Here is a 16160-nt window from a genome sequence, read left to right as displayed (position 1 = left end):
TGCTGTAAGCACGATGACCGAGCACCCCGCCCTCCCGGGCGATCCGCCGCGGACCGACGCACCGTCGCCCCGCGCCGCCGCCGTGCGCGCGCCCACCTGGACCGACCGTGCCGGCGCGCGGGCGGCGGTGGTGAGCAGGGGCGCCGCCGCGCTGATCATGCGGGTGGCACGGAAGGCCTGGGCGGATTCCATCTTCGCCAAGTCGGCCGCGGCGGCGTTCTGGCAGACGCTCTCCCTGGCGCCCCTGTTGCTCGGGGTACTCGGCAGCCTCGGTTACGTAGGCGGCTGGTTCGGCCCGGACACGGTGCAGATCGTCGAGACCAAGATCATCGCGTTCAGCCAGGACCTGTTCAGCGCGAACGTGGTCTCCGACCTCATCGAGCCCACGGTGCAGGACGTCCTCGGGCGCGGGCGCGGCGCGGTGGTGTCGGTGGGTTTCGTGCTGTCGCTGTGGGCCGGGTCGTCGGCGATGGCGACCTTCGTCGACTCGATCGTGGAGGCGCACGACCAGCAGGACGCGCGGCACCCGGTGTGGCAGCGCATCTTCGCCCTGTTGCTGTACGTGCTGTTCCTGGTGGCGTCGGTGTTCATCCTGCCGCTGGTGGCGCTGGGGCCGACGCTGATCGGACGGGTGCTGCCCACCGCGTGGCGGGCGACCGGACTGGGTCTGCTGGATTTCTTCTACTACCCGGGCGTCGGCCTGCTGCTGATCGTCGGACTCACCACGCTGTACAAGCTGGCGCTGCACACCTCGCTGCCCTGGCACCGGCTCTTCGGCGGGGCACTGGTGGCCGGGGTCTTCTTCATGGCGGCCAGCGACGTGCTGCGGCGCTACCTGTCCTGGGTCACCCGCACCGGCGTCACCTACGGTGCGCTGGCGACGCCGATCGCGTTCCTGCTGTTCACGTTCTTCCTGGGCTTCGCGGTGATCCTGGGCGCGGAGTTCAACGCGGCGGTACAGGAGTTCTGGCCCGCCCGGGCGACGCGCATGGAGCAGGTGAAGGAGTGGATCGCGAGCCAGGTGCGCGGAGAGGGAGAGGGAGAGGGAGAGGGCGGAGCCGACGACGAAGACACGGCAGACCGGAACGAGGCCGCCGCGAGCCCGGACGAGGCCGGGCCCGACGAGTCGCACGTCATGTTCGGTCTGCGCGGAGCGGGGTCCTCGTCCGGCGAGTTGTAGGTCTCACTCGCCCTTGCGTAGGCCGTCGTAGACCTTCTTGCACTCCGGGCACACCGGAGAGCCGGGCTTGGGCGAGCGGGTCACCGGGAAGACCTCTCCGCACAGCGCGACCACGTGGGTGCCCATGACGGCGCTTTCGGCGATCCTGTCCTTCTTCACATAGTGGAAGAACTTCGGGGTGTCGTCGCCCGTCGTCTCGTCGGTCGTCGTATCCGGGCGAACCATGGTGTCGGTGCTCACGCATTCCATGATGCCGCATCGCGCGGCACCGGGCCGATCACGGTGCCGCATCAGCGGTGACCACATTCTCGGAACGGAAGCCGATCGCGGGATCGCATCGGATGTGCCCCACGATCTCGGAGCAGAAGACGACCGTATGTGCGCGGATCGCGCGCGAGTGGAAGACTCGGGGTATGCAGCAGAACGGCGATTCCCAATCCGCCGACGGCCGCGACCGCGAAGAGCACCCCGACGTGACGATGCCGACGCAGCCCCGCCGTTCCCCCGGATACTTCCCAGGCAATGACGACAAACACCCGGTGCTGATCACCGAGGCGGCGCCCTCTCTCGAAGACCAGCACCGGGCCAGGGTGCGCCGGTACACGATCATCATGGCGTTCCGCATACCGTGCCTGGTTCTCGCCGCGATCGCCTACAGCACGTTCGGCAATCCGCTGCTGTCCATCCTGATCATCGTCGCGTCGATTCCGCTGCCCTGGATCGCGGTGCTGATCGCGAACGATCGCCCGCCCCGCCGCAAGGACGAGCCCAGTCGCTGGGACCGTCCCCGTACCGCCATCGAGTCGCGTCCGCACAACGCCATCGACGGCTGAGTTCTCCGCGGCGCCCACTCACCGCGAGCCGAACGCCCCGCCGGGGGCCGGAGCCCGGCGGATGACCGCCGACATCACCGCGGCGGCCCCGCACAGACCGCCCGCCAGATACCAGGCGAGGTCGTAGCTGCCCTGGAGGTCGCGGATGACACCGGCGCCGGTGGCCGCCACCGCCGAGCCGATCTGGTGGGCGGCGAACACCCAGCCGAACGCGACCGGCCCATCGGCGCCGAACAGTTCGCGGCACAGCACGACCGTCGGCGGCACCGTGGCCACCCAGTCCAGGCCGTAGAAGATGATGAACACCCACAGGCTCGGCTGGGTGTCCGGACCGAGCAGCGCGGGCAGGATCAGCAGCGACAGACCGCGCAGCGTGTAGTAGCCGATCAACAGGTGACGCGGGTCCATCCGGTCGGTCAGCCAGCCCGAGGCGATGGTGCCTGCCACGTCGAAGATGCCGACCACGGCCAGCAGACTCGCGGCGGTGGTCGGTGGCATGCCGTGGTCGTGCGCGGCGGTGACGAAATGGGTACCGACCAACCCGTTGGTCGACGCGCCACAGACCGCGAACCCGCCCGCGAGCAACCAGAAGCCGGGACGGCGGGCGATGGTGGCGAGCACCGTGAGCGCCCGCGACGCGCCACCGGCGGCGGGTGCCCGAAGGCCCACCGCGCTGTCCGGCTCGGCGCCGTAGGCTCGCACGCCCAGGTCACTCGGATAGTCCCGGATGAACAGCAGCACCAGCGGCGCCACGGCCAGTGCCGCGGCCGCGACGATCAGCGACGGCACCCGCCAGCCGTGCGCGTGGGCCAGCGCCGAAACCAGCGGAAGGAAGACCAGCTGTCCGGTCGCGCCCGCGGCGGTGAGCACCCCGGTGACCAGACCGCGCTGACGCACGAACCACCGACCGGTGATCGTCGCGACGAACGGCATCGACATCGACCCCACACCCACACCCACCAGTAGTCCCCAGGTCAGCACCAGGTGCCACGGCCGGGACATGAACACCGTCAGCCCGCTGCCCGCCGCGACCAGCAGCAGTGCGCAGGCCACCACCCTGCGGATGCCGAAACGGTCCATCAGCGCGGCGGCGAACGGTGAGATCAGACCGTAGAGCAGCAGATTCAGCGAAACGGCGGTCCCGATGGTCGCGTGTGACCAGCCGAACTCCTCGTGCAGCGGGTCCATCAGCACGCCGGGCACCGACCGGAATCCGGCCGCGCCCAGCAGCGCGATGAAACCGACGCCCGCGACCAGCCATGCCGGATGCAATCGCCGGCGCGGCGCGGTGTCGAGAGAAATCGGGGGCGGCGTGCGCAGTTCGGTCACCCGATGAGCCTGCCGGAATCATGTTCACGCATCGAGTGGCGGAAATGCCACATACCATCGAATTCGTGCCAATCGCGGGAGCGCCGGTATCTTCTCGACAAGGCGCGCACGCGTACCTAGGGTCGCATGGGACCTCGCGCACCACGATCACCGTTGTTGCGGGCGACAAGACAGGAGTGCACATGATTCGGTGGATCTGGGTCTTCCTGGACCGCCCGACGCAGCGTTTCGACGACTGCGCGAAGTTCTGGTCCACGGTCACCGGCACCGAACTCTCCCCTCGGCGCGGTGCGAACGACGAGTTCCTCACCTTGTTGCCCGACCCCGCGCTGTTCGCCGCGGCGAGCGTCAAGATGCAAGCGGTGACCGGCCTGGGCGGTGTGCACCTCGATTTGGACGTCGACCACATCCCCTCCGCCGTCCGCACCGCCCTGAACCTCGGGGCGGAGCTGGTCGCCAACCATCCGGACTACGCCGTGCTGCGCTCCCCCGGCGGCCAGACGTTCTGCCTGACGCCCAGCGGCCGCACGAGGAGCACGCCCGCACCCGCCGTCCGGGCCCCGGACGGCACGTTCTCGCGCCTCGACCAGGTGTGCCTCGACATCGGCCCGCTCGACCACGAGGTGGAGACCCGCTTCTGGAAGCTGCTGACCGGGTGGGCTTTCCAGCCCGGCAGGCGGCCGGAATTCGCCCGCCTGCGCTCCGAGGAACAGCAGTTACCCGTGCAGCTGTTGTTGCAGCGCCTCGGTGAGAACCGCCCGACCAGCGCGCATGTCGACTTGGCCGCGAGCGACATCGAAGCCACCGCCACGTGGCACGAGTCGCTCGGCGCGACCGTGGTGGAGCGTCATGAGCACTGGATCGTCCTGAGCGATCCGGCCGACGCGCTGTACTGCGTCACCGGACGCGATCCCAGTGGAGTCTGATCGGCCTCGGCACGAACGCACGACGCACGGACGCACGGACGCACGGACGCACGGACGCACGGACGCACGGACGCACGGACGCACGGACGCACGGACGCACGGACGCACGGACGCACGGACGACCTCCCACAGGCCCGTCACGGGGCCGTCCACCACGTCGAGGTCCCGCGACACAGTGGGCGCTCGATCCGCGCCTGGTGGTCGCGGTGGCAGAGTACCGGTGTGTCTACGAACCGATCGACGACCACCGGATCGCTGCTCACCGCGCTGTGCCCGGACCTGCGGACCGCGCTGACCAGGGTGGGCTACGACGCCGACACCCTGCTCGAGGTACTCGGCGACGCGCACGCCGCACTGGGCCGGTCGGAGCCGGTGCCGGTGCGCCGCGCGGCACGCCGAGCCGGGGAACTGGGCACACTGATCCGCCTTCTGCTGCTCGGTGACGCGCTGCCCGAACGGGAGGTGGCCGGGGCGCTCGCGCCCGTGGCAATCGACCGCGCGGTCGCCGCGGGCCTGCTCGACCGCGACGGCGACCAGGTGCGGGCGGCGCTGGACCTGCGGCCGCTGGACGCGGGCGCGGGCACCCGATGGGTCCTGTCCGACCTCGACGATTCGATGCACCGGCGCACCCTGACCGAGGAGCACGTCCTCGGCGTCGGCCACGCCTCCCTCTCGCTGCTGCGCGCCACACCCACCCGGCCGGTCGGCACGGTGCTCGATCTCGGCACCGGCTGCGGCGTACAGGCGGTGCACGCCGCGTCCTACGCGCGGCGCGTGACCGCCACCGATGTCAATCCCCGGGCGCTGTGGCTTGCCGAGGCCACTGCGGCGCTCAACGAGCTGGACATCGAACTGATCGAGGGTTCCTGGTTCGAACCGGTGCGGGGCAGGCGTTTCGACCAGGTGGTGGCCAATCCGCCCTTCGTGGTGGGTCCCGGGCGCGTCGAGCACACCTATCGCGATTCCGGCCTCGCGCTCGACGGCGCGAGCGAACTGGTGATCGCGCAGGCCGCCGACCTGCTCGCCCCCGGTGGCACCGCCGCGATGCTCGCCGCGTGGGTCCATGTCGAGAACGAGGACTGGCGCGGGCGGGTCTCCTCCTGGTTGCCCGCGCACGGCGTGGACGCCTGGGTGGTGCAGCGCGACGTCGCCGATCCCGCGCTGTACGTGGGCACCTGGTTGCGGGACGCGGGAGCAGATCCGCGAGATCCGGCCGCGCAGACTCGCGCGGAGCGCTGGCTGGACGCTTTCGAGGCCGCCGACGTCGAGGGAATCGGGTTCGGTTTCGTCTACCTGCGCAGCATCGACGGGCCGACCGAACTGCTCGCCGAGGATCTCACCCACGGCTTCGACGATCCGCTCGGCGAGGAGGCCGTCCGGTATTTCGAGCGCTCGGCCTGGTTGCGTGCTGTCGCCGGTGACGAAAGTCTCGCCTGGTCTTCGCGTTTCGCCGTGGACCCGGCGGCAGCGCTGGAACGGGTGTATCTGCGCGGCGCCGAGGGCTGGGCGCCGGAGGTGGCGCGGTTGCACCGCGGCGACGGACCCCGCTGGCAGCACGAAGTGGATGAGGCCACGATCGCACTGCTGGCGGGAATGCACGCCGAGGGACTGCCGTTGTACGAGCTGATCGAGCTGCTGGCGCTCGCGCACGGATCCGAGCAGGTGAGCGCCGAGTTCGCGGCCGACGCGTTGTCCGTGGTCAGCGGATTGGTACGGCACGGACTGATCAGGCCCGTGTGATCACACGGCGACCGCGCGCCGGTCGGTGCGGGTCCTGGCGGGAGATTGTCCTCGCGCTGCGGCGCTTCTCAGGAACTTCTCAGACGAGAGGGGCGAAAACCGCTGCTCAGAGCGGTTTATGCCAGCCGTAACGGGGAACTTTCTTTCTGTCGGGTCCGTTTATCGGAGTGAGACACCACCGACAGGAGGCAAGTCATGACAAGCCCCGCCACCACTCGTGTGCGCATCAGCGATTCGGACCTCGACGCTCAGAGCCCTGCCGCCGACCTGGTACGCGTGTACCTGAACGGGATCGGCCGCACCGCGCTGCTCACCGCTGCCGACGAGGTCGAGCTGGCCAAGCGCATCGAGGCGGGCCTCTACGCGCAAAACCTGCTGGAAACCGGCAAGCGACTGTCGGCGACCCGCAAGCGTGATCTCGCGATCATCGTGCGCGACGGTCAGGCCGCCCGGTCTCATCTGCTGGAAGCCAACCTGCGCCTTGTTGTCTCGCTCGCCAAGCGTTACACCGGCCGCGGCATGCCGCTGCTCGACCTGATCCAGGAGGGCAACCTGGGGTTGATCCGTGCCATGGAGAAGTTCGACTATGCCAAGGGCTTCAAATTCTCCACCTACGCCACCTGGTGGATCCGGCAGGCCATCACCCGCGGTATGGCCGACCAGAGCCGCACCATCCGCCTGCCCGTCCACCTCGTCGAGCAGGTGAACAAGCTGGCCAGGATCAAGCGCGAACTGCACCAGCAACTGGGGCGCGAGGCCACCGACGAGGAACTGGCCCGCGAATCCGGCATCCCGGTCGACAAGATCTCCGATCTGCTCGACCACAGCCGTGACCCGGTGAGCCTGGACATGCCGGTCGGCAACGACGAAGAGGCCCCGCTGGGCGATTTCATCGAGGATTCCGAGGCCACCTCGGCCGAGTCGGCGGTCATCGCAGGCCTGCTGCACCACGACGTGCGCAGCGTGCTCGCCACCTTGGACGAGCGCGAACAGCAGGTCATCCGGCTGCGATTCGGCTTGGACGACGGCCAGCCGCGCACGCTGGACCAGATCGGCAAGCTCTTCGGCCTCTCCCGCGAGCGGGTGCGCCAGATCGAGCGTGAAGTCATGGCGAAGCTGCGCAAGGGCGAGCGGGCCGATCGGCTCCGCGCCTACGCCAGCTGATCATCCCCGGCGCCGGCTGCGTCGAGACAGTGCCGGCGTTCGGCTCGGTGACCCGTTTGCGCCCTGGTCACCTCTCCGCGCCGACCGGTAAGCGCGCGTGCCCGTCCCCTCCGGGTGTCGCGCGAGCCGGTCGGCGGTGTCGTACTTCCCCCGCGTCGGTCCGGTGGGCTCAGCTCTGATCCACCGCGATGTCGTACTTCACGGTGTCACCGTCGACCGATGTCACCGTCAGCATCACACCGAGGGTGTCCCCGCCCGCGGTCAGCGTGCAGCGCATGGTCGTTCCTTCCTTGCCGGTGAGATCGCCGGGGCAGTCGATGGCGTCGGGTTCCTGCCCGACTTTCTCGGTGAGCGAATCCTTCACCGACCTCTCCAGATCGGCCTCTTCGACTTTCGGCGTACCGATGCTGACCGAACACGCGGTCAGCGCCGTCACGAGCAACGACAACGGGGCAAGGCTGCGAATCTTCATGGGGAGCTGGGCCTTTCTCAGGACGAATGTGGCATCCCCAAATCGCGGCGCGAGGGATCGTCCGTTATCGGACATCCCGCTTATGACTTGTGTGAGCCGACGTCTCAGCCGCGCCACTCCCCGGGGACAGCTCACCCGGGGTGGCTCGTCCCGCTCAGCCGAGTCGGCGCGGACCGGTATCGAAACGACTCGGCTCCGGGCCGATACGGCCGCGCGCGTACAGGATCTCCGCCGAGGTCGGTGAGGCCAGCACCGGGTCGAAAGACAGTTCCCGCATTTCCGGCAGATCGTCGAACAGGGCCGAAATGCGCTGGGCCAACTCGGCCAACGCCGCTTTGTCCACCCGCGGGCTCGCGGGAGTGCCCGACAGCAGAGGCGCGGCTCGCGGCGCGTCGATCAGGGCCGTGGCCTCGTCGGCGGTCAATGGCAGCGCCCGATAGGCGCGGTCGCCGAGCAATTCGATGATCAGGCCGGACAGGCCGAACTCGATCACCGAGCCGAACGAGGGATCGTCCTGCACGCGCAGAATGCAGCCGACTCCCTTCGTGGCCATCTTCTGGATGTGCAGTACGGGATCACCGCACAACTCCGCCAGATCCGCGTATCCCTGCCGCACCGCTTCCGGTCGCCACAGATCGAGCCGGACGCCCGTGAGATCCGGCCTGCGCCGCCACAATTCACCGGTCGCCTTGGCCGCCACCGGATAGCCGAGTTCCTCGGCGGCCGCCACCGCCTCCTCGGCGCTGCGTACCTCACGGAATCGCACAACCGAAATTCCGTAGCAGGCCAGCAGTTCCACCGTCTCCAGATCGGTGAGCCGCCGACCGCCCGACCCGGCCATCCAGTCGGCCACCAATCGGCGCGCGCGGTCGGTGTCGATGCCCTGCGGTCGCACCACCGGCGACACGGGCCTGGTCCGCCACTCGGCGTATCGCCGCACCCGCGCCAGGGCCCGCGCGGCGCGCTCGGGATCGGGATACGACGGGATCGACCCGTGCGCCGCCGTCGCCCCCGGACCGCGCACTGCGAGCAGGTTCGGGATTCCTTGCTCGGCGACGAACGTCGTGAGAATCGGTTTGCCCGACTCGGGCACCGCGGCCGCCGCCGCCCGGATCGCGTCGGCGAAACCGGCGGTCGGCAGCGGCACCGGGGGCGCGAAAACCACGATCACGGCGTCTGTCTCATCCGACCGCAGGGCCGCGACCAGTGCGTCCAGGTACGCGCCCGGCGTCGCCTGCGGGCCGAGATTGGCCGGCTCGCCGACCTGCAGGCCCTCGCCCCGCGCCGCGTCGACGGCCAGCCAGTTGAGCGCCGTGCTGTTGCCGACGACCGCCAGACGCGAGCCGCGCGGCAGCGGCTGATAGCCCAGCAGCGCGGCGCAGTCGAACAATTCGGAGATCGAGTCGACCTGGACGATGCCCGCTTGCGCGAACAGATCCCGCACGATCGAACGGTCCATGTCCCCCGCGGGCTGGGCGACCGAGCGGCCGCTGCTCACGGCGACGATCGGTTTGGTCCGGGCCACCCGGCGGGCGATCCGGGAGAACTTGCGCGGATTGCCGAAGCTCTCCAGATACAGCAGCACCACATCGGTGGCCGGGTCGCTGTCCCAGTACTGCAGTAGGTCGTTGCCCGAGACGTCGGCGCGGTTGCCCGCCGACACGAACGTCGACAAGCCGAGATTGCGCGCCGCCGCCTCGCCCAGGATGGCCGCGCCCAAGGGCCCGGACTGGCAGAAGAATCCGATCCGTCCGCGCCCGGGCAACACCGTGGCGAGGGTCGCGTTCATGCCGATCGCCGGGTCGGTGTTCGCGATGCCCAGGGCGCTCGGCCCGACCACGCGCATGCCGTGGCCGCGGGCCGCGGCCACGAGTTCGCGTTCGGCTGCCAGACCCCCTTCGCCGGTCTCGGCGAAACCCGCTGTCAGCACCACGAGACCCTTGACCCCCTTGGCCATGCAGTCGTCGAGCACCGATCCGATCGCCGCGGGCGGCACGGCGACCACGGCGAGATCGACCTCGTCGGGGATTTCCCGGACCGTCGCGTACGCCCGCACCCCGCGCACCGATCTGCGGTTCGGGTTCACCGGGAACACCGGTCCTTTGAACACACCCGACAGCAGATTCGCCAGCACCGCACCGCCGACGCGCCCAGGTGCGGGGGTCGCCCCGATCACGGCGACCGACCGCGGCGCGAGCAGATTGCCCACGCTGCGCGCCTCCGAAGCGCGTTCGCGCGAATCGCGAACCGAGAGCAGCGCTTCGCTGGGGTCGATGGCGAACTCGAGGTGCAGAACCGATCCGTCCCTGCTGCGCTCGACCTGATAGCCCGCGTCGCGGAAAACCGTCACCATCACGGTGTTCTCGGCGAGCACCTCGGCGACGAAGGTCTCGATCTTGTTCTCGGCGGCGGCACCCGCCAGATGCTCCAGCAGGATCGAGCCCAGCCCGCGTCCCTGATGCCCGTCGGCGACCACGAACGCGACTTCCGCCGCCCGCGGCCCGTCCCGCTCCAGCAGTTCGTAGCGGCCCACCGCGACGATCGCCTCGCCCAGTTCGAGAACCAGCCCGACCCGGTCGTGATAGTCGACATGCGTGGTGCGGTACAGGTCTTTCGGCGAGATCCGCGGGTAGGGGCCGAAATACCGCAGGTACCTGGTGCGATCCGACAGTGCGCCGTGGAACTCCTGCAGCCGCTCGGCGTCGCCGGGAGTGATCGGGCGCAGTCGGACGACGCCGCCGTCGGAGGCCAGCACGTCGGCGAACCAGTGCTGCGGCGGCGGGGGCGGGGTGGCGGGAGCGTCCGAGGTATCGGGGAAATCAGTCACGAGGGTCCTCCGGGTCCAGACCTAGCAACCCGAAAGTCGCTCGGCGGGTGGCCAGCACGGCCATGTCGACGGCACGTTGGGCACGGTCGGCCCGCGCGTCACCGGTCTCACCGGTGCCGCCGGGGCCGTCCCACGGACGGTAGGCGACGTCGCCGCCGTCGCCCATGGTGCGCGGCGGCTCCGCCCGCGGCGCCGCCGCGCGGATCGAGTCGATCCAGTCCTGCGGAATCGGCGTCGCCGGGTCGACGGTGCGGTCCAACGCGGCGGCCAGCAAATGGGTCCACGCCCGTGGCACCACCCGGACCAGGCCGTATCCACCACCGCCGACGGCCAGCCAACGTCCTTCGGCATAACGGTCGGCGAGTTCGCGCATGGCGCGGAAGGCCGCGCGCTGCCCGTCGACGGTGAGTTCCAAGTCGGCCAGCGGGTCTTCGCGATGGGTGTCCACCCCGCACTGGCTGACCACGATCTGCGGACCGAACGCCGCCACCGCGCCAGGAACCACCGCGTGGAAACCACGCAGCCACTGCGCATCCCGCGTGCCGGGCAACAGCGGCAGATTGATCGAGGTGCCTTCCGCCGCACCCGCCCCGGTCTCCTCCGGCCAACCGGTGTTGGGCCACAAGGTGGCCGGATGCTGGTGCAGCGAGATTGTCAGCACCCGGGGGTCGGCGTAGAAGGCACGCTGCACGCCGTCGCCGTGGTGCACGTCCACGTCGATGTAGGCGATCCGGTCGAAACCGTGATCCAGCAGCCAGGAGATGGCCACCGCCGCGTCGTTGTACACGCAGAAGCCGGCCGCCGAGTCGGGCATCGCGTGATGCATGCCACCGCCGATGCTGACCGCCCGTTTGGTACGGCCCTCGGCGATCTCCCTGGCCGCGGCCAGGGTGCCGCCGACGATCGTGGACGCGGCCTCGTGCATCCGCGGAAACACCGGATTGTCCGGGGAACCGAGCCCATAGGGCGGCGCGGCCGGCGAACCGACCGGCGGCACGGCGCGTTCGACCGCGTCGAGGTAGTCGGGCGTGTGGATACGCAGCAGATCCGGCCGCCTGGCGGCGGCGGGCTCGAGCAGTTCGACACCCTCGAGCAATCCGAGACTCCCGGCCAGCGCCATGGTGAACTTCAGGCGCGCCGGCTGCATCGGATGCTCCGGAGTCCAGGTGTAATCCAGGAACCGCTCGCTCCAGACGACGGTTCCGGACCGGCTCGTCCCGGGTGAGGTCGGCGCCTGAGGTTCGCCGCGCGGTGCAGTGGCCATGATCGCAACGCTAGCGGGAAGCAAGGAACCCCGCGAAACGTTCCTATGCAGTACAAATACAAGAAAGACGCTCATGGCCGCCTGCCGTGCGCCGATCGGGTTGCCGCAATGCCGCCGGAATGTCGTGTGCGGCGTGGAGCGACACGATCCGGCACACGGGGGTGCCGTCGTGCGTGGGTAGAATTCGTGCCGACGAAGGGGTAACAGGTGAAGGATCTGGTCGACACCACGGAGATGTATCTCCGTACCATCTACGACCTCGAGGAGGAGGGCGTGGTGCCCCTGCGCGCCCGGATCGCCGAGCGCCTCGAACAGAGTGGTCCCACCGTGAGCCAGACCGTCGCGCGGATGGAACGCGACGGTTTGCTGCTGGTTGCCGGGGACCGTCATCTCGAGCTGACCGACAAGGGGCGCAGCATGGCCGTCGCGGTCATGCGCAAGCACCGGCTGGCCGAACGGCTGCTCGTCGACATCATCGGCCTCGACTGGCAGAACGTGCACGCGGAGGCCTGTCGCTGGGAGCACGTGATGAGCGAAGACGTCGAGCGCCGCCTGGTCGAGGTGCTCAACCACCCCACCACCTCCCCGTACGGCAACCCCATCCCGGGCCTGGACGAGCTGGGCATCATTCCGCCCGCCTCCGCCGACGAGACGCTGCTGCGCCTGTCCGATCTGCCGCCCGGCCAGTTGCACGCCGTCGTCGTGCGCAGGCTCGCCGAGCACATCCAGACCGACCCGGAGGTCATCGGCCGGCTGCGCGAGGCGGGCGTGGTGCCCGACGCGCGCGTCACGGTGGAAACGAAGCAGGGGTCGGTGGTCATCACCGTGCCCGGCCACGACGGCTTCGAACTGCCCGACGAGATGGCGCACGCCGTCCAGGTGAAGCTGGCCTGAGACGTGAAACTTCTCGTCACAGGTGGCGCGGGCTACGTCGGCGGCGTCTGCGCCCAGGTCCTGCTGGAAGCCGGCCACGACGTGGTCGTGGTCGATGATCTGTCCACCGGCAATGCCGACGGCGTCCCTTCCGCTGCCCGGTTCGTCGAGGGTGACGTCGCGGTCGCCGCGCCCCGGCTCCTGGCCGCCGAACCCTTCGACGGAGTCCTGCATTTCGCGGCGCAGTCGCTGGTCGGCGAGTCGGTGCAGCAGCCGGAGAAATACTGGCACGGCAATGTGGTGAAGACGTTCGAGCTGCTGGAGGCCATGCGGCGCGCGGGAACGCCGCGGCTGGTCTTCTCCTCCACCGCGGCGGTCTACGGGGAACCGGAGCAGGTCCCGATCACCGAGGACGCTGCGACCCGCCCGACCAATCCGTACGGCGCGTCGAAGCTGGCCATCGACCACGCCATCACCTCCTACGCGGTCGCGCACGGGCTGGCGGCGACCAGCCTGCGGTACTTCAATGTGGCCGGCGCCTATGGTGGCCTCGGCGAGAACCGGGTGGTGGAAACGCATCTCATCCCCCTGGTGTTGCAGGTCGCGGCGGGGCATCGCAAGGCGATCTCGGTCTTCGGCACCGATTGGCCCACCCCTGACGGCACCGCTGTCCGCGATTACATCCACATCCGCGACCTCGCTCAGGCACATCTGCTGGCTTTGGCGACCGCCGAAGCGGGGACTCATCGGATCTACAATCTCGGCAGCGGCACCGGATTCTCCGTTCGCGAGGTGATCTCGGCCTGCGAGCGCGTCACCGGCCTGCCGATCACCGCGCAGGACGCGCCCCGCCGCCCGGGCGACCCAGCGACGCTCATCGCGTCCAGCGAACGTGCCGTCACCGAGCTCGGCTGGCGTCCCGAACACAACGATCTCGACGAGATCGTCACCGACGCCTGGGCTTTCCTCCAGTCGCTCGGCCCCCGCGCGCACAGCGCGAAATAGCCGCGCCCCCACCGCCGGCGCCGGCCCGGCGCCGGCTCGGGCGGTCACGATCGTGCCACCGCGCCGGAGCCCGGACCGCTGTGACGCCGCGCATGCGGACGAGCACCGCGCATCGCGAAGTCGCCGGAACACTTCGGCACCCGGCTCGCCGGACTACGCGTCGCGGACTCGTCGACCACAAGTGGGGCAACGGGTTTCACGACGTCTGCGCGCCCAGGTCGATACCGAGACCGGCGGCGGTTCGGTAGCCACTGTGCGCGAGCCTGCGCAACTGTTCCGGGCGCATGCCCAGGCGCAGCGAGGTATCGAGCAGCATCGCCATCGGGTGTCCGGGCTCCGCCTCCAAGGCGGCCTCCAACGCGATGCCCGCCAACGGTCCGTCGCCACGGACGTAGGCGCTGTAGCCGAGCAGAGCGGCGGCCTCGGCGCGATCGGCGCCGGACAGCGCGCGGGTCAGCGCGGCCCACACCGCCTCGGCCGCGTCGGCGTTGTCACCGACGGCCAAGGCGAACATCGAATCCCGCACCGCCCTATCGCGCAGGGCTGCCGCTATTTTCGCGAGCTCGGGCGCCATCAGCGCGGCGCCCGAGGCGGTGTTGGCGATCTGCCACAGCACGTGGTCGAGCGCTTGCCTGCTGTATCCGATCGGATCGCCGCGACGCGCGGCCCGCGCATAGCGTTCACGGGCGCGAGCGAGCGCGTCCGGTAGATGCGCGGCCACCTCGGCATGGGCGAGCGGGTCCCGCGCGACCAGTGCGATGAGTTCGGAACGCGAACCGCGAATCGGCCTGCCGTCCAGCACGTGGGTCAGCGTCACCAGCGAGGCCGCCGGATCCCGGAGCACCCCGTGCCGCTGCGGCCCCACCAACGTCCACCAGCGCTGCCCGGCGGCGATCGCACGCACCGCCCACACTCCGCCGAGCGAGATGTCGCACGCCGCCAACCTCCTGCCGAGCGAGCCGACCAGCACATCGAATCGTCCGGTCGCGCAGCCCGGCCGGTCGGCGCCCGCCCCCGGTTCCACGGCGCGTTCGTCCACGACGACGGCCAGGACCTCGGCCGCCTCGTCGTGCGCGCAGATCCGCGCGACCGCCGCCGCCAATGTCGCGCCCCGTACCCGCCGCCCGCTGGGCGAGTCCAGATCGAACCGCACCACCGCGTCGACTATCGCACCACCCGCCGTCCCATGCCGAAGGACGAGCACGACCACCGACCGTTCCGGGGTGAAGCCCAGCATGGCGGGCACACCGGCGATCAACTCCGCCGGGTCGTCCACGCACACAACGTGATCGGGCGTATCCCGGAACGGCGGAGGTTCATCACGGCATCGGGCATCGCCTGCCGGGCCACCGGGGTTCCATGCGCTTGTTCCGCTCTGCGCGGTATGCGGATAGGAGTGCGGCGCAATCATGGCGGCGGGAGAGACGCACACCTCGGCCTCGGAAGAAACGCCGGAAGGCGACGAACGGTGACTGCCGGTTCCCGGGCGGAAGGTGTCGTTTTTGCCCGCACGGCCGGCATCGACCGGTTCGGGAGCGGGAAACGGGGTGGCGGAATTGGTCATGCTTCGACCATGCGGCCCGGCTGTCTCCGGCCCGCGCCGCCGACCTGGCGATTCCGCCGCCCTGGGGATTTCGCTTCACACTGTGCACGACTCGACCGGCACGACGGATGTATCGCAATTCGTGTCGGTGGCGCCTGCTACGGTGCCGGCTCTGCCCGCTATCTCTCGCGCACTTTGCGCACCGCGGTGGCGAACAGCGCATTCAATGCCGCGGTATCCGGTTCGTCATCGGCGAAGGACATATACGTCACCGAGACACGCACATCTCCGGTCTGCGCGACGTGGGTGCGCATGGACTGGATCAGCCGGGTGCCTCCCGCCTCGGGCCGCACCGTCCTGCGCAGCGAAAGGGCGTCGTCGGCGTCGATCGGCGGTGGCGAAGCCTGCTCGGTCGTCACCGTTGTGGCGGCGCCCGCTCGCTGCACCCGCACCGATCCGCACTGCTCCAGCCGGGCGCGCAACGCCGTCAACGGTTCGCCGGTGCGCGTCAATTCGACGGTCAGCGTGGCACGCGTGGCGTCGTCCGTGCCGACCGCCATGGCGGTGTGCTCGGGGCCGAAGTCCTGATCCGGCGGCGCACAGCGGCTGGGCTGGACATTCGCACCGCGGCCCATGCCGTCCAGATCGCCCGCCGCCTGCGCCACGGCTTCCTGCGGCAGCACCACCGCCGTATAGGGCGGGGGGAACTGGTTCGCATCCGGCAACAGCGTCGGCAGCTCGGCGCTCACGTGCCGGGTCACCGTAGCGGGCACCGACGAGACCGGGCGCCCCGGTACCGTCGACCCGCATCCTGCGAGCAGCACCGCGCAGACGACGGGCGCCACCCAGCCCGGCCGCATGCGCCTCGAATCCGCCACGGTCACACCCCCACTGTGCCAAACTCCTGGTGTCCAGCCGGCGATGCCACGCCGCCGGGCCGGGAATGCGCGAGCCACCGATGCTGTTGCCTCGGAGTACGGGTCGGTGTCCGGCCGTGCGCGGTG

The 16160-nt window shown here is 70.0% G+C and carries 14 protein-coding genes; 7 read left to right on the top strand and 7 right to left on the bottom strand.

What is annotated here, in order from left to right:
* Nucleotides 1–157 precede the first annotated feature (157 nt).
* Nucleotides 158–1180 carry a YihY/virulence factor BrkB family protein gene (locus ACZ6DL_RS03730; protein WP_466049553.1) on the top strand — a complete coding sequence of 341 codons (1023 nt, stop codon included), beginning with the start codon at nt 158–160 and terminating at the stop codon, nt 1178–1180.
* A 3-nt stretch (nt 1181–1183) separates the two neighbouring features.
* On the opposite strand, the gene ACZ6DL_RS03725 is transcribed toward ACZ6DL_RS03730, so the two are convergent.
* Nucleotides 1184–1429: a DUF3039 domain-containing protein gene (locus ACZ6DL_RS03725; protein WP_085994906.1), complete on the bottom strand. Its 246-nt coding sequence runs from the start codon at nt 1427–1429 to the stop codon at nt 1184–1186.
* A 230-nt stretch (nt 1430–1659) separates the two neighbouring features.
* Between ACZ6DL_RS03725 and ACZ6DL_RS03720 the strand changes: the two genes are divergently transcribed.
* Nucleotides 1660–2013, top strand: coding sequence for a DUF3099 domain-containing protein (locus ACZ6DL_RS03720; RefSeq protein ID WP_040867981.1), 354 nt, complete (start codon nt 1660–1662; stop codon nt 2011–2013).
* An 18-nt stretch (nt 2014–2031) separates the two neighbouring features.
* Here ACZ6DL_RS03720 and ACZ6DL_RS03715 read toward each other — a convergent pair whose 3' ends face one another.
* Nucleotides 2032–3342: an MFS transporter gene (locus tag ACZ6DL_RS03715; protein ID WP_466048785.1), complete on the bottom strand. Its 1311-nt coding sequence runs from the start codon at nt 3340–3342 to the stop codon at nt 2032–2034.
* Nucleotides 3343–3524: 182 nt separating this feature from the next.
* Between ACZ6DL_RS03715 and ACZ6DL_RS03710 the strand changes: the two genes are divergently transcribed.
* The 3 genes from ACZ6DL_RS03710 to ACZ6DL_RS03700 all read left to right on the top strand — a co-directional run bounded on the left by ACZ6DL_RS03710 (nt 3525) and on the right by ACZ6DL_RS03700 (nt 7172).
* Entirely contained in the window at nt 3525–4268 is a 744-nt protein-coding gene (locus tag ACZ6DL_RS03710) for a VOC family protein (RefSeq protein WP_466048783.1), read from the top strand.
* A gap of 222 nt (nt 4269–4490) precedes the next feature.
* Nucleotides 4491–6008 carry a DUF7782 domain-containing protein gene (locus tag ACZ6DL_RS03705; RefSeq protein WP_466048782.1) on the top strand — a complete coding sequence of 506 codons (1518 nt, stop codon included), beginning with the start codon at nt 4491–4493 and terminating at the stop codon, nt 6006–6008.
* Nucleotides 6009–6203: 195 nt separating this feature from the next.
* Complete coding sequence (locus ACZ6DL_RS03700; protein WP_040867841.1) at nt 6204–7172, top strand: sigma-70 family RNA polymerase sigma factor; 969 nt, start codon at nt 6204–6206, stop codon at nt 7170–7172.
* Between the two features lie 169 nt (nt 7173–7341).
* Here ACZ6DL_RS03700 and ACZ6DL_RS03695 read toward each other — a convergent pair whose 3' ends face one another.
* The 3 genes from ACZ6DL_RS03695 to ACZ6DL_RS03685 form a co-directional block, all read right to left on the bottom strand.
* Nucleotides 7342–7644: a DUF4333 domain-containing protein gene (locus ACZ6DL_RS03695; protein ID WP_466048780.1), complete on the bottom strand. Its 303-nt coding sequence runs from the start codon at nt 7642–7644 to the stop codon at nt 7342–7344.
* A 154-nt stretch (nt 7645–7798) separates the two neighbouring features.
* On the bottom strand, nt 7799–10471 hold the full coding sequence (locus ACZ6DL_RS03690) for a bifunctional acetate--CoA ligase family protein/GNAT family N-acetyltransferase (RefSeq protein WP_466048779.1): 2673 nt from the start codon (nt 10469–10471) through the stop codon (nt 7799–7801).
* The gene (locus ACZ6DL_RS03685) at nt 10464–11735 is read right to left on the bottom strand and encodes an acetoin utilization protein AcuC (RefSeq protein WP_466048777.1); all 1272 of its coding nucleotides are present in this window, start codon (nt 11733–11735) and stop codon (nt 10464–10466) included. The genes ACZ6DL_RS03690 and ACZ6DL_RS03685 overlap by 8 nt, the downstream gene beginning before the upstream one ends.
* Nucleotides 11736–11942: 207 nt before the next feature.
* Between ACZ6DL_RS03685 and ACZ6DL_RS03680 the strand changes: the two genes are divergently transcribed.
* Entirely contained in the window at nt 11943–12629 is a 687-nt protein-coding gene (locus ACZ6DL_RS03680; protein WP_062973947.1) for a metal-dependent transcriptional regulator, read from the top strand.
* A gap of 3 nt (nt 12630–12632) precedes the next feature.
* On the top strand, nt 12633–13613 hold the full coding sequence (gene galE / locus ACZ6DL_RS03675) for a UDP-glucose 4-epimerase GalE (protein ID WP_466048776.1): 981 nt from the start codon (nt 12633–12635) through the stop codon (nt 13611–13613).
* Nucleotides 13614–13809: 196 nt separating this feature from the next.
* Here the strand turns inward: galE and ACZ6DL_RS03670 are convergent, their stop codons facing one another.
* A complete protein-coding gene (locus ACZ6DL_RS03670; protein WP_466048775.1) occupies nt 13810–14889 on the bottom strand; it encodes a DUF4192 domain-containing protein in 1080 nt (359 codons plus the stop codon).
* 446 nt (nt 14890–15335) lie between these two features.
* Nucleotides 15336–16040: a DUF5642 family protein gene (locus ACZ6DL_RS03665; RefSeq protein ID WP_357034160.1), complete on the bottom strand. Its 705-nt coding sequence runs from the start codon at nt 16038–16040 to the stop codon at nt 15336–15338.
* Between the last annotated feature and the right edge of the window lie 120 nt (nt 16041–16160).

Source organism: Nocardia sp. NPDC041819 (assembly GCF_055590505.1).
This window is presented reverse-complemented; position numbering and strand designations above follow the sequence as displayed.